This window comes from Moorena sp. SIO3E8 (assembly GCF_010692445.1).
GTDB classification, from domain to species: Bacteria; Cyanobacteriota; Cyanobacteriia; order Cyanobacteriales; family Coleofasciculaceae; genus Moorena; species Moorena bouillonii.
The window spans coordinates 130,225-144,614 of record NZ_JAAHHM010000007.1 but is presented as its reverse complement, the minus strand read 5'-3'; the positions used below and the strand labels follow the sequence as shown (position 1 = coordinate 144,614).

Annotated in this window: 13 protein-coding genes and 2 pseudogenes; 4 read left to right on the top strand and 11 right to left on the bottom strand. The window is 44.3% G+C overall.

The window, feature by feature from the left end; all coding sequences use genetic code 11:
• Together F6K46_RS05520 and F6K46_RS05515 are read left to right on the top strand one after the other, a co-directional pair.
• Positions 1–164 (top strand): annotated as a pseudogene (locus tag F6K46_RS05520) (IS4 family transposase); the annotation flags it as partial.
• Positions 165–182: 18 nt separating this feature from the next.
• A pseudogene (locus F6K46_RS05515) lies at positions 183–1,046 on the top strand (transposase); the annotation flags it as partial.
• A 228-nt stretch (positions 1,047–1,274) separates the two neighbouring features.
• Here the strand turns inward: F6K46_RS05515 and gatB are convergent.
• The 8 genes from gatB to F6K46_RS05475 all read right to left on the bottom strand — a co-directional run bounded on the left by gatB (position 1,275) and on the right by F6K46_RS05475 (position 9,720).
• Positions 1,275–2,762 (bottom strand): Asp-tRNA(Asn)/Glu-tRNA(Gln) amidotransferase subunit GatB, encoded by a 1,488-nt coding sequence (gene gatB, locus F6K46_RS05510; RefSeq protein WP_293053115.1) that lies wholly within the window; start codon positions 2,760–2,762, stop codon positions 1,275–1,277.
• An 809-nt stretch (positions 2,763–3,571) separates the two neighbouring features.
• Positions 3,572–3,733, bottom strand: coding sequence for a hypothetical protein (locus F6K46_RS40040; RefSeq protein WP_366510661.1), 162 nt, complete (start codon positions 3,731–3,733; stop codon positions 3,572–3,574).
• Positions 3,734–3,814: 81 nt separating this feature from the next.
• Positions 3,815–5,038, bottom strand: a complete 1,224-nt coding sequence (locus F6K46_RS05500; protein ID WP_293053118.1) for an LL-diaminopimelate aminotransferase — start codon at positions 5,036–5,038, stop codon at positions 3,815–3,817.
• A 101-nt stretch (positions 5,039–5,139) separates the two neighbouring features.
• The gene (locus F6K46_RS05495; RefSeq protein WP_293053120.1) at positions 5,140–5,463 is read right to left on the bottom strand and encodes a thioredoxin family protein; all 324 of its coding nucleotides are present in this window, start codon (positions 5,461–5,463) and stop codon (positions 5,140–5,142) included.
• Positions 5,464–5,808: 345 nt separating this feature from the next.
• Positions 5,809–6,162, bottom strand: coding sequence for a DUF1257 domain-containing protein (locus F6K46_RS05490; RefSeq protein ID WP_070394816.1), 354 nt, complete (start codon positions 6,160–6,162; stop codon positions 5,809–5,811).
• Positions 6,163–6,317: 155 nt separating this feature from the next.
• Entirely contained in the window at positions 6,318–7,844 is a 1,527-nt protein-coding gene (locus F6K46_RS05485; RefSeq protein ID WP_293053124.1) for an AAA family ATPase, read from the bottom strand.
• 117 nt (positions 7,845–7,961) lie between these two features.
• Entirely contained in the window at positions 7,962–8,309 is a 348-nt protein-coding gene (locus F6K46_RS05480) for a hypothetical protein (RefSeq protein ID WP_293053127.1), read from the bottom strand.
• Between the two features lie 676 nt (positions 8,310–8,985).
• Entirely contained in the window at positions 8,986–9,720 is a 735-nt protein-coding gene (locus F6K46_RS05475; protein ID WP_293053130.1) for a DUF2993 domain-containing protein, read from the bottom strand.
• Between the two features lie 162 nt (positions 9,721–9,882).
• On the opposite strand from F6K46_RS05475, the gene F6K46_RS05470 reads away from it, so the two are divergent.
• Entirely contained in the window at positions 9,883–10,638 is a 756-nt protein-coding gene (locus F6K46_RS05470; RefSeq protein WP_366510662.1) for a pseudouridine synthase, read from the top strand.
• A gap of 31 nt (positions 10,639–10,669) precedes the next feature.
• A complete protein-coding gene (locus F6K46_RS05465; protein WP_293053133.1) occupies positions 10,670–11,458 on the top strand; it encodes a RodZ domain-containing protein in 789 nt (262 codons plus the stop codon).
• Positions 11,459–11,885: 427 nt separating this feature from the next.
• On the opposite strand, the gene malQ is transcribed toward F6K46_RS05465, so the two are convergent.
• The 3 genes from malQ to F6K46_RS05450 all read right to left on the bottom strand — a co-directional run bounded on the left by malQ (position 11,886) and on the right by F6K46_RS05450 (position 14,388).
• Positions 11,886–13,394: a 4-alpha-glucanotransferase gene (gene malQ / locus F6K46_RS05460; RefSeq protein WP_293053136.1), complete on the bottom strand. Its 1,509-nt coding sequence runs from the start codon at positions 13,392–13,394 to the stop codon at positions 11,886–11,888.
• A gap of 343 nt (positions 13,395–13,737) precedes the next feature.
• On the bottom strand, positions 13,738–13,908 hold the full coding sequence (locus tag F6K46_RS05455) for a hypothetical protein (protein WP_293053139.1): 171 nt from the start codon (positions 13,906–13,908) through the stop codon (positions 13,738–13,740).
• Positions 13,909–14,265: 357 nt separating this feature from the next.
• Positions 14,266–14,388, bottom strand: coding sequence for a hypothetical protein (locus F6K46_RS05450; protein WP_293053142.1), 123 nt, complete (start codon positions 14,386–14,388; stop codon positions 14,266–14,268).
• Between the last annotated feature and the right edge of the window lie 2 nt (positions 14,389–14,390).

The following is a 14,390-nucleotide window of genomic DNA, read 5'->3' as shown; positions in this document are numbered from 1 at the left end:
GGAGACATAGCAGTTTTTACATTGGTTTATATGGTCAAACCTGGGTAAAGTTTAAGGATTGTTGTCTAGAATTAGTAACCGAATTAATGAGACTCAATCCTAATAAACGAAAGTATTATCAACGAGGTATAAGGGCTAGGTTGCTTATAGAATCTGCATTTTAGCTTATTTCGTCGCCCCCTCAGGGTATTGGTACACTCAAGCTATTAGGTAAGTGGGACATTCATACCTATCCTATTAAATCCATAAAGCGAGTTCGTTTGCTTCGTAGAGCTGATGGTTATTACTGCCAGTTCTGTGTTGACGTTAAGTGCATTGATCCTCAGCCTCAAACAGGGCATGAAATTGGGTTAGATGTTGGTTTGAAGTCTTTCTATACTGACTCTAATGGTTACACTGAACCCAATCCCAGGTTCCTCAGAAAAGCTGAATCTAAAATCAAACACGCTCAAAGTCGTATCTACAAGAAGAAGAAAGGTTCGAATCGACGCTGCAAGGCAAGAGCTAGGTATTCTCGGAAACATTTGAGAGTAAGTAGGCAACGGAACGAACATGCTAAGAGATTAGCGCGTAACGTATGCAAGTCTAACGACTTAGTAGCTTATGAAGACTTAAGTGTGAGCAATATGCTCAAGAATCACTGTCTAGCTAAATCCATTGCTGATGCTAGTTGGTATCAGTTTAGGCAGTGGATTGAGTATTTTGCTGACAAGTTTGAGAAACTAGCTGTTGCTGTGCCACCACAGTACACCAGCCAAGAATGCAGTCAGTGTAAACGGGTAGTTAAGAAATCTCTGTCTACCCGCACTCATATCTGTCAGTGTGGCTGTACTCTAGATCGAGACACCAACGCGGCAATCAATATTTTGCTCAAGGCAAAATCTAGGGTAGGGCATACCCAAAGTAACGCTAAGGGAGTAGCCACCTCTACTCTGCTTGGGGCAACCCTGGTAGAGCAAGTAGTTACGAAGAACTTAGAATCCCCGCTGCTAAAGCACGGGGAGTGTCAAATCAAGTCTTTTGGACTTACGCACCAAGCGTATTGATGTCTAGCTTGATGTGTAGCCGTAATTTCCATAATTGCTATAAAATCTCAAAACTTTACAAAAAAACAAAAAAAGGGGTTACACCCCTCATCCAAAATAGTGTATATTTTGATATGTAGATGCACCCTGATGATCGGGAGGGTCACGTCAGTGACTCTCCTTTTCTTTGTTATTTGTGATTGGTAATTAGTGATTTAGTGATCAGCAACACCTGGCAAGCCCGTTGCCTCAATCACCCTTGAGCTTTTTGCCCAAAATTTGGTTAGTCAGCTTAGGATCAGCTCGTCCGCTAGTTTTCTTCATCACCTGTCCCACAAAGAAACCTTGCAGCTTGGTCTTACCATTGCGATACTGTTCGAGTTCCTTAGGATTGGCAGCCAGTACCTCATCAATAATGGTTGAGAGTTCATTTGGGTCAGAGATCTTAATCAAACCCTTACGTTCCACTAGTTCCCTAGCAGAACCCCCTTTAGAGAGTAATTCTGGCAAAATCTCCTTGGCAATCTTACCACTAATGGTGTCATTATCAATCAGGTTGATCAGTTCTGCCAGAGTCTCGGGTTTGAGAGCAATCTCTGTAATAGCCAGTTTCTCAGTCTTAAGATAAGCAGCAATATCTCCCATTACCCAGTTTGCGGCTTGTTTGGGATTAGCATTAGCAGCAACAGTTGTTTCAAAATACTCTGCCACTTGACGATCATCCGTCAACACCCGGGCATCATAGGCAGAAAGTCCCAGTTCACTTTCATAACGATGCCGCTTCTGGGCAGGAAGTTCCGCTAGCTGACTGCGCCATTGCTCTAATTGTTCCGTTGACACTTCAATTGGTGGTAAGTCAGGTTCAGGAAAATAGCGGTAATCGCTGGATCCTTCCTTAGTCCGCATACTAATGGTGCGTTGACTACCCTCTTCCCAAAGGCGAGTTTCTTGAATAATCGATTTTCCAGCTTCCACAGCTGCGATTTGCCGGTCAATTTCGTACTCAATCGCTTTCTGGATAGCATTGAAGGAGTTCATATTTTTGATTTCTACTTTGGTACCAAACTCCTTCTGGCCTACAGGACGTACAGATATATTGACATCACAACGCAGGGACCCTTCTTGCATGTTGCCATCACTGACACCGATGTAGCGTACAATCCGACGCAGCTCTTGAGCGTATTCTGCTGCCTCTTGACCAGAGCGCAGATCCGGTTCTGATACTATTTCAATCAGAGGTACCCCAGCACGGTTGAAATCTACTAGGGAGTAGGTAGAACCAGCCAGTCGGTCACTACCAGCATGAACCAGTTTCCCGGCATCTTCCTCCATGTGTAGGCGAGTGATGCCAATGGTTTTACGGATAGGATTACCCTCATCATCGGACACTTCAATTTCCAGTGAGCCATGCTCAGCAATGGGCAAATCGTATTGGGAAATCTGGTAATTTTTGGGTAGGTCAGGATAAAAATACTGTTTCCGGTCAAATTTGCTGTAGGGAGCAATCTGGCAATTGAGTGCTAAACCCGCTTTGACAGCATACTCTAGTACCTTTTGATTCAGAACCGGTAACACTCCTGGCATCCCCATACAAATTGGGTCAATATTGGTATTAGGGGTAGCACCAAATTTTGTGGAAGAGTTAGAAAAAATTTTGGTTTCGGTACTAAGCTGACAATGGGTTTCTAAACCAATGATTGCTTCGTATTGAGTTTTAGCTGGTGCAGCAGTAGTCATTGGATGTTATAATTAAGGGTTAAGATTATTGATGGAACTTAGGGCATTTTTTGTCCACTATTCCCAATAATGTACACTATTTGATTAGCTAAAGCCTCACTCCTTACAATTAATCCAAGGAGTTGAGTTGACAGTTTGTATGTAACTTTTTGTCTTTTAGGATTGGAAATTGTTCGACATTTTTACATACCATTATTATAGCAAATGTGTCTTACGCTCTAATCTCGGAAGTGTACTGTTAAAGGGCTTTTTTTAACTAAATACTTACATTTAACCCCTAGGCTAGCTGATTAAAATTAGAGACTGTTTATAAAGTAAATCTTAAGACAGCTGAATATTGGTGGGTTACGGCGGACAGCTCTGTTAACAGGTGAGCTTTTCTGTTGGTGGGCGTTCACGCTTCTCGGGAAATCCGACCGGGCTCGCACCGCAATCAGCTCATAATCTTTCCCTTTTGTGATCAGGAGTCTGCAGATATCACAGAACCATCATAATGTCCAGATCACCCGGTCGTTTTTTTAGTCAGCCATTTTAGATTAATCTGACTAAAGATTCGACAGGTGCGCTTGCCGTTGGCGAATTTAATTCTTAATGGTAAGAGCGCACCTAAGAAAACAAAGGTTTTTCATCACCTAGGCGATGGACTTAGTCCATCGCCTTTCATCAAGCAATTATCCAGTGCTCTTATTACTTCAAATCAGGGGTAAGCATGACTAATCGACAAATTCCACTAACAGAAGACTACACTCGCCCTTGGGCACTTATGCGTCTACTGCCTAAATGCCAAAGATACACAGTTGCTAGATTCTTTAATCGTCAGGATGCTGATAACCATCTCCGATTTTTGGATCGGTATATGCCAGAAGCAAAGTTTGAAGTACTTTTCGATGTGCCTGTAAATCACGATAGTAATCAGCTGCTTTGACAATCCCCGCTCCTGCATAGACGGGGATTGTTGGATCAACATCCATGATGCCAGCCTCTTAGGGTTTCTTCAGACCTTGTCCTAACCCTTAAGGCTAATTCGACAGAGACAGAGTATTAGGTACTTATTAATAAGATTGCAAAAATCCTGAAATTCTCTCCACTGCTCTTTCCAAAACGTCTGGTTCCTGTACTAAGGCAAAACGGACATAGCCTTCACCAGCCTTGCCAAAACCAGCTCCTGGAGAAGCAGCCACCCCAGTGGCTTCTACCAAGCTAGTACAAAATTTTACTGAGTTCCCTGCCCAAGGGTCTGGCAATTTTGCCCAGACATACATAGTGGCTGGTGGAACTGGCACTGACCAACCAATGCGGTTTAAAGCATGGACAAAGGCATCCCGCCGCTGTTGATAGGTGGTGACTATCGGTTTAACAATGTCTTGAGAACCATTCAACGCTGCGATCGCACCATTGAGAATCCCCCTGTATTGGTTAAAGTCAATTGCCGCTTTCACCTGCCGCAACGCTCGAATCAATTGAGCATTACCGATAGCATAGCCAATCCGGAAACCTCCCATATTGTAAGACTTGGAAAAGCTAAAAAACTCAATCGATAAATTCTTCTCTGGGTCTGCTTGCAAAACCGAGGGAGCAACAGAGGTGGGATTGAGGGTTTCTTGGATTTTCCCGATCTGCTCCCCATTGCCTCTGGTATCTTCAAAAACGATATCAACGTAGGGAAAATCGTGAACTAATACCAGGTTATGGCACTTACAAAACGCCACTGCTTCCTGAAAAAAAGACAAGGGTGCGATCGCAGTAGTGGGATTATGGGGATAACTCAACACCATCATCCGTGCTTGAGCTAGCACTGCCTCGGGGATATCCTCAAATACAGGCAAAAAATTGTTTTCTGCCAATAGGGGCATCGGATAAATCTGACCACTGGCTAGGTGGACACCACCGGCATGGGAAGGATAGCCTGGGTCTTGTAGCAGAGCAAAATCCCCTGGATTAAGCACAGCTAAAGGTAAATGAGCTGTGCCTTCCTGAGAACCAATCAGTTGTAGCACCTCAGTTTCTGGGTCAACCGGAATACCAAATTTTTCAGTATACCAGCTAGCTGCTGCCTGACGAAAAGCTTTAGTACCATGAAACAGCAAGTAACCGTGAGTGCTAGGCTCATACAACGAGGCTTCAATCGCAGCACACACATGGTTGGGAGCTGGTAAATCGGAAGACCCTAATGATAGGTCAATGATTTCTTTCCCAGCAGCTGCCAACGCTTTGGCCTGATCCATATCGGCAAATACATTTGCTTGCAGGGGTTGTAAACGTTGGGCAAACTGCATTTTAATCTTAGTCTTTTTCTTTTGTCTATTCTTTTCGAGCCGTCACAAGCCTTTCCCATCGGTTCGCTGGCATTGCTCCCATTGCCCCTTACTGCCCTAATTTAAAGGTTCTCATCCAGCATAGTCTGCAATTGAGTTTTGGTAATTGCTCCCTCGTGGGATTTGGTCACCTCACCATTTTTAAACAGTCTTAGAGCAGGGACACCCTCTACCTTGCACTTGGCAACGGCATCTTCATGTTGGTCTACTTCCATCTTAATGACTTTTAAGCGATCGCTATAATTTTGCGCAACCCAGTCCACTGATGGCGATACTAAGCGGCATGGTCCACACCAAGTTGCCCAGAAGTATACCAGTACTGGCTGCTGGGCTTTTAAAACTTCAATTTCAAAATCTTTATCTTCGATTGTAATCACATTACTCACAACGGTATCCCCTCAAAAGACTGGATTAGACTGCATTGACACAATTTATATTTTAAGTGCTTGAGCTTCCCCCCAGCTCAAGCATGGGGGATTATCAACAATTGTTACGAGATGGGCGTCGAGCCGCATCTGGACACGTTGAGTATAGAATATTTTACTATGACTGAAAACATCATACCGTTTGCACCAGATCAAAACTCCCTTTTCCTCGGAGTTCTCAGCCTTTATGCTTTATCGGCTTTCATAAAATCGAAATTTATACAATTGCATAAAAATTTGCACAAAAAAACGGGTTAACCCGCTATACAATTGGTCAACCCGTGAGCTTGGGAACGCCTAAATGGACTACTTTTGTAGAACCAACTTAACGTTGGCATTGTTTAGGCCACGCTGCTTGACTTCTGCCAAGGTCTTGTTAACGGCATACTTCTGGTTGATGGAGTTGATCAACTCGGTTTGGTTGTGCTTCTTAGCTACACCCCAGAGGTCAGCAATCAGGTCAAAGGTGCCATCGCTGTTGCGAGACCAACCGAGATCATATTCACCTTCGAGAACGGCAACCAAGTCAGCGCGAACCCGCTGACCATTGTAGCCACGAACATCAGCTTCTGTCTTAACAGTGATTCCCAGGTCACACAGGGAAGTTTTCAGGATTTCAGCATCGGAGATTTTAGTGCGCAGAGTGCTAAAGTGAGACATGTGGATTTCCTCCAGAAAAGGTATCAGAGAAACGACAACGTAGCGTTTTACTTTTATGGCTAGCCGCCCTCAACAATAATTACAAGCGGCTACTTATCAAACTGCTAGCAAAAAATTGCTAGCCTTTACTCCTGTTGGGAGCAGGAGAAAGCCTGTTAGAACTCCATACGCTGATATTCAGCTAGGGAGGATGCAGCAGGTCGCGCGCGTTGCCTAGCCCAGTCCCTCAGGGCTGCAACCTGCTCTGTCATCGTGCGCGATAGAGGCTGAGTTGATTTAATCGCGGCAATAATATCCAGTTGAGTAAACTCCCGGTCTTGAGCAAATGCCTCATACATCGCTGCCACCAGAGCTTGCTCAATCTCAGCCCCAGAAAAACCTTCAGAAACCTTAGCTAACTGTTCAATGTCAAAGCGGTCAATATCTCCACGCCGCTTTTTCAGGTGAATTTCAAAGATTTGCTGGCGTTCTTGGGTGTTGGGTAAATCAACAAAAAATATCTCATCAAAACGACCTTTGCGCAGGAATTCTCCTGGTAGGCGCTCCACTCGGTTGGCTGTCGCCATCACAAAGACTGGTGAGGTTTTTTCTTGCATCCAGGTCAGGAAAGAACCAAAGATTCGACTTGAAGTACCCCCATCAGAGTCAGAAGAACCGCTGCTACCAGCAAACGACTTATCAAGCTCATCTATGAATAGAATAGCTGGAGAGATTGATTCTGCCGTCTTCAAAGCATTGCGCAGGTTGGCTTCCGAGCGCCCTACCATCGAGCCATCGTATACCCGCCCCATATCCAGGCGCAATAGTGGCAGACCCCATAAACGAGACGTAGTTTTGGCAATCAGAGATTTACCACAGCCAGGAACCCCTAGAATCAACATTCCCTTCGGTTGAGGCAAACCATATTCTCTCGCCCTCTCTGTAAAGGCATTAGAGCGCTGCTTCAGCCAACGCTTCAGTTCCTCTAACCCTCCTATAGAATCGAGGGTTTCATCTTCTTCGATATACTCTAGGATCCCGTTGCGGCGGATGATCTGCTTCTTCTCGGATAGAACAATATCAACTTCAGCTTCAGTAAGACGACTAGCTTTAACGTAGGCTTTGCGATAAACCTTCTCTGCTTCATCCCGGGTCAAGCCTAATGATGCTTTGAGGAGCTTTTCCCTAGTTTCTGTAGTCGTTCGACGAGTTTTACTCTGATCCAGTTGGTGGGATAGGACTTGGTTAAGTTCCTTAAGGTTTGGTAGGGGAAAGTCAAGGACAACCACTTCCTTTTCCAACTCAATAGGAATCTGCTGCACCGGGGACATTACGATGATAGACTTTTTAAGAGACTTCTTAGCTTCCTCCCTAAAGCTTGCCATCGCATCCCGCAACCATCGGGTAGTTGCTGGTGCATCTATAAAGGGATGTAAATCCTTAAAGATGTATATACCAGGTTCTTTTTGTTGAATTACCCACTGAACTGCTGCCTCAGGAGAGACCGTATTGTGCTGAGTGGTGTGGCGTGATTGACCATACTCAACAATCCCGTGAGTGACGGTCCAAACGAAGACTCGTTGCTGTTGAGACTTCCTTTGAGCAATCATTGCTATTGCCCTCTCTGCCCGCTCCTCCTCGGGAGTCACGAGGTAGATTAGAGGATATTGAGCTTGAATGAGAACGTTTATCTCTTCTTGCATAACTCTACCTAATATTAGAGACGGCTTACAACTGCCCAAACATCTTCAACTGAACCACTGAGCTAACTAAGTGTGCTCTGCGAGTAGACTAATTTGTCTACCTTAACTTTGGCTACCTTAACAAGGAACCAATTCCTCTTCTCCGTGAGAATCGGTAATGGAGCATACTTTTGCTGTTACCTTTTCTACTGGGAGTTCTTCCGATATCACACCAGGTTGGTTTTTCAGAGCAACTAATTTTCCCTCTGAGAGAACCAAGTCACTAGAACACTCAGGACAGGGGTATACTTTATGGGTTTGTCCATATTGGTCTACCTCTTCAACCACATCTTGATGTTCTATGTAGAATATAATCGCCCTCTCAACCATAGCTGACATTGATTCAGAATCAACAGCCGCTTTAATTTTGAGCCGGCGGTGCAATCCTGGTGGAAGATAAAGAGTAACTTTTTGCTTGTCTTGCATATATTTTTTATATCGTTGTACCCGGGTATGTATTTAACCTTATCGGCTTCCTCTCTAGCTGTCAAGACATTTAGCTGGTATAACCGCAAAATTGTTACATTACTTAATAATCTTACGGAAGGATGGATAAGGAATAGCATAAGGCGCGCCTGTAGTTGGCAACGTATGCAGCACGAAAAGGGAGCGATTGTGAAGCAAAAGACTTTCTCGACAGGGCTTACAGCGATGCAGCAAGGGAACAGGGGAGGCAGCGCCGACCTGCGGGGGTTTTCCCCGGAGACGAAACCTGATTACGTTGAGCCTTTATAGTTGATAGGCTATGCAGATGCATGGTTAAAACTTATTGATTAAGGCGAGCCTGTCTTACGGTAACTTCAAACCACTCGGGCTTTGCATGGCTGACAGGTGTGGACCCTTGCCTGGGCACACAGAACCCAAACCATCAGGAACTGCATCCAGAGGCGCGACAATCACGCGAATTTAATTCGACAACTGTAAGCGCACCTAACAAAAGCTGTTATGGGTAGGTTTTTTCCTTAAGGATGGAAAGGATGGTTTTATTACAGGTAATGACGCATTAATGACATAATTATGAATTATATAGCCACAATATAAACGCGCTTAAGCTAATTAAAAACAGCTAAAAGTATCATAAATAACGATTAAGGAGTAACGACTAAGGCATTACCTTCAATCCTCCACGACATATCAGTTGTCCAGTTGTGAGGGTAAGTTCCTGAAGCTCCACCTCTGGTCCTAAATTGATTAGAAAGCCATCTAAGCTAATAGGGGGGGCATCATGATCTATCTGAACTTGCAAGGGGTTCAGTTCGAGTTGGTTGGGGGTCGCCAGTTGGATACCAGCACGAATTACTATCAGCTGGCTAGCAACATCAGGATTAGTTGAAATGCCTCTTAAGGTCAGCTGTCCTATATTGATATTAATCTTTTGCCAGCGTATTTGTGGCTGTTTTGGGTCGTTACCGGGTTTAATGATATCATCTGATTTAAGGAATGTATATAATAACTCCGTCAAAGCGTTAGATAACAAGGGTGCTTCAAGAGATGATTGCAGGTCTGGTTCTAGGAGTAATAGCTGACCCACTACGGGAACTGGTTCTAAAAGACGTACGGGTTTACGCTTAATTATCTGACCCAGGTTGAGTCTAATATTACTGCCTTCGAGCTGAATTTGGCTTAGATGCAGTCCTTGATAAACTGCTTGGTTGGCAGCAAGGGCAACCTGAGGAATGTAACCAGTCAGGATTTGGCGATCGCATCCCACAATGTTTAGTTGCAATGTAGCAACTTCCTCTACTTGCGATCGCAGCCACAGCCGTAGCGCTGGGGAAATAACTTTGCTGATAATCTGGCTTGGCTTTTGCTTCGAGGTTTTGGGAGTTTTAACCAAAAGAACACCTTCTTGTACTATTTGTACATAGTATTTTTGTACATAGTATTTTGAAGTCGTTGTCTAATGGAAATCAACTCCTGGGCACACTATAAGCATAAGACAAACTAGATTCAGCATCACCATAGTCCAGAAGACAAAGCTAAAGCCAAATGTTGGGTCATGGAGGAAAGAGTACAAAAAATTCTTTCACAGTGGGGTATTGCGTCACGGCGTCGAGCCGAGAAGATGATAGCCGCAGGACAAGTGCGCCTAAATGGTACGACTGTACATTTGGGGCAGAAAGCTGATCCAGAAACAGATGTAATCGAAGTGGATGGCAAACCGATCAACCCCTATCACCGACCTCAATCTATCTACCTTTTACTGAACAAGCCTGCTGGAGTAGTTTCCACTTGCCGAGATTCCCGGAATCGTCCGACAGTAATTGACTTATTACCGGATAAACTAACCAAGGGTCAGGGGATTCATCCTGTAGGAAGGCTGGATGCCGATTCTACAGGTGCATTACTACTGACCAATGATGGTGAGCTAACATTTCGCCTGACCCATCCTAGTCATCACATACCTAAGACGTATCAGGTTTGGGTACGGGGTAATCCCCCAGAATCGGTACTGCAAACTTGGCGTGAAGGTGTTAATCTGCTGGGTAAAAAAACGTTACCCGCTCAAGTTCGTGTACTTAAGCGTAAGGGTCAATCCACACTTTTGGAGGTAGTCTTAACGGAAGGTAGAAACCGACAGATCCGTCGTGTTGCTCAACTGCTAAGCTATCCAGTGATTCATCTACATCGTACTGCTATTGGCCCGATTAAATTAAATCTACCAGGAGAGCCAATTCTTCCTTGTGGTGACTACCGTGCCTTGAATGATGTAGAGGTGAGTTTTCTTACCAGTAAATCCACCATTGTTCAGTAAAAATGCCAGCAGATGTCGAGGAGTACCGTGTATGAATGAAAACAAAGTCCCGTTGCAGCAACAACAACAGAAGAAGCTGGAAGAAATGGGTTCATCCCTGTGTCAGTTACGTACTCAACAGTGTAAAACCATTGAGGAAATTGCCGCTTGTACCCGAATTAATGCACGATTTTTGAGGGCAATAGAGCAAGGCAAGCTAGACCAATTACCAGAACCTGTGTATGTTCAAGGGTTTATCAAGCACTTTGGGGATGCACTAGGCTTAAATGGAGACGAGTTTGCCAAGGCTTTTCCCACTGGGGTAACTGTAAAAAGGTCAAAACTTTCCTGGGGTAACAGTAGGGTTCCTCAACTGCGACCGTTTCATCTTTATTTGTTCTACATTTGCTTGGTTATTGGTTCAGTGAGTGGCTTATCTGTCCTAATCAACCCTTCTAAGCCACAAATAACTGATAAGGAACCAAACTCGTCTCCAGCTCAATCGTTACCGACACCCGGTAATGTAGATCAAACTAACTCCCAAGCGCAGTTAGCCTTAACCAAGATACCGTCGGGTCCAAATAAGCCAGTTCAGGTGGATATCACTCTCAAAGGTAGATCTTGGCTTCTGATCGTGGCAGATGGCAAGAAAAAATATGAAGGCATCCTAGAAAAAGGAGCGCACCAGACTTGGGTTGCTAACGAAAAACTATTTGTTAAAGCTGGCGATGCTGGGAATGTAATCGTTGAGTTCAATAACCAACAGGCAAAGCAGATGGGGGCTCCTGGTGCAGTACAAGCATTAACTTTTGCTGCTAAACCTAGACCCTCTCTTCAGTAGTAAAGCTTTCTATGGGAAAAGCATTAATTTCATCAATATTAAACATTATAAAAGCATATAATTGGTGGCAAAAACCTATAAATGTTACTAAAAAAATCACAAATCATAGCATTTAAAATTAAAAATAGATGCATGAAAACCAATGCTGATTTACCATAAAACGCTCACAAGTGTAGGCTCTCTTTCCTAATGTCACCTGTTACCTTGGTTAATCAATTAAATTTGAAGATATCAAATTCAAATGCTATAGCAACGACTTAACTTATATAAAGTCCAGTTAATCCCTTGTATAGAATAGAATTGTTTAGGATTGTGAGTTTAGGATTGTTAACTAATAATTAACATTTTTGTCAAAATATAAACAACCAATAATGAACTTAATAGGATTAATTGTTAAAACTATTCCAATACAATATAACTAGGCTTGCTAGTCATAACTGGGAGCACGATCGTAAGTGTGAGTGAGGATTTTGAGGCGATTAGCCAATTCTTCACTCAACGCATTCGGTCGATAGCGCCATTGCCAGTTACCTTCTACAGTACTGGGAAAGTTCATTCGAGCATCTGTGTCCAGACCTAAAATATCTTGCACAGGAATAATCGCTTGGTTGGCAATACTACTGAGCGCTAATCGGATTAAATCCCAATGGATGCCTTCTTGGCTGACTGATCCGGAGTAATTCATTATAATCTGCTTATCTTCAGCAGAGAGTTTTTTAAACCAACCCACTGTTGTGTCATTATCATGGGTACCGGTGTAAACCACACAGTTGTGGACATAGTTAAAGGGTAAGTAAGGGTTACTTGATCCCCCACTAAAGGCAAACTGTAAAATTCTCATACCAGGAAACTGGAAGCGTGAGCGTAATGCTTCTACTTCTGGAGTGATGATCCCTAAATCTTCGGCAATAATTGGCAAATTGCCCAACTTGTCTTGGAGTACTTCAAAAAATTCTTTTCCTGGTGCCTTAACCCATTCTCCAGTGATGGCAGTTGTTTCTCCTTGCTTGACTTGCCAGTAGGCCTCAAATCCCCGGAAATGGTCAATCCGCACAATGTCTACATACTCCAAGATGGTTTGGAAGCGTTGTATCCACCATCGGAAGTTATCTGCCTGTAACTGTTCCCAGTTATAAACTGGATTACCCCACAACTGACCTGTGGCACTGAAATAGTCCGGAGGCACCCCAGCCATGAGTGTGGGTTCGCCAGTTTCGTGATCAATGGCAAAGATTTCCCGATGAGCCCAGACATCAGCACTATCGTGAGCCACATAAATTGGGATATCACCAATAATCTGGATCTGGTGATGGTTGGCGTACTGTTTGAGAGCTGACCACTGGCAGAAAAACTCAAACTGTAGGTATTTGTAGAAATAAATTTCATCCTGCAATTTCTGCCGCCAATACTCAACTGCTTTGGGTTGAGCCATAGCAATGTCTCGTTCCCAAGTATGCCAGCTACTCTGGTCAAACGCATCATGAACAGCCATAAATAAAGCATAGTCTTCCAACCAGCTGGCTTTTGCTTGACAAAATTCTGTAAATTTCTGGTGCTGTTGGGGTGAGGCGTTGGCACGGAAGCGATCGCAAGCTTGGTACAACAGGGGCATCTTGGTTTGAATTACCTGATCATAATCCACTGAGTCGAGGGGAAACTCTGGCAGATTGGCAAAGTCTTCATCCTTGAGCAGTCCCTGCTTTTGCAATTGTTTTGGGCTAATGAGTAGGGGATTGCCTGCCATGGCTGAGTAAGAACCATAGGGAGAGTTCCCATACCCAATCGGACCAAGGGGCAAGATTTGCCAGTATTGTTGGGCGCTTTCTGCCAAAAAGTCAATGAATTGATAAGCCTGTAAACCTAAGTCACCAATACCAAAGGGACTGGGTAGGGATGTCGGATGGAGCAAAAGACCACTAGATCTCGGAAAAGGCATAAAAAAGCAATCAACAATAATAGTAAGTAAGCCTTACCAAAAAAATTTGGGTTTAAAGCCCCGTCCTTTTAGGACGGCTTTAAGCTATAATTTATGGTAGCGGTAAAGCGCATATATAAAAAGCGTAGTCGGTCTAGCGGACAGCTTCTGATCCGGAACCCTGGTAGCAAAAATCCTAAATCTTGTACAAATTTGGAAGCTGTAATAAGAGAATTTAAAAATCTCTGCCGGTGCGCTTTGTGTAGGCGAATTAAATTTCCCACGGGTCGCACCGGTTGAAACGCCGCCGGGCAGACTGTGTATGCTTTCTGAGGGCAAGTTCATTTTTGCCAAAAGGTTGACATTACTTACGCGCTAGAGTATTAGTAAAATATGGGTACAGGCTGAAAATCCGTTCGCGTAGCGTGGCCTTTGGCCTTGGCGCAACCGGGAGAGAGACCCGCCACTGCTTGACCTTAAAGTAGAAATGCCCGGAGGGTAGGGAAAGTCCTCCTTTCTTGATGCAGTCGCTCATGGGGGAAACCCCCAAGACCGCGCTGCATCGCTAAAAACCCAACCATCAACTAACAATTGGTGTGTGAACCCAGCAAGATAACACTTTGAGAAAACAACGGTACGGCGGGGCACGCCGAAACCAAGTGAAACAGGGAAGCAACGGACTTCATAAGGCACTTCTCAAAAAGTAGCTGAACGCTATCGCGAGACTAGCCCGCTGGGTCTTTCGCGAACTGAACTAGAATCTTAGTCTTGACGGGATTTCGGTTTAGGTATTGCCATTCGGACGCGGAGGTTTAAGGCCGGTCGTAGATCTAGGAATCCCCGTCACAAAGCGAGCGGGGAGTGTCAACACCGTAGCATGGGTCAAAAAGGTTTAAGGGTTAAGGGTTGTTCGTGTAGCGTGGCCATTCGCGTAGCGTGGCCCAAAGGCCAAGGCCAAGGTTGTTCGCCCAAGGCGATTAGGTTTACGGTAGCTTAAAGGGTGAAGGGGTGACAAGC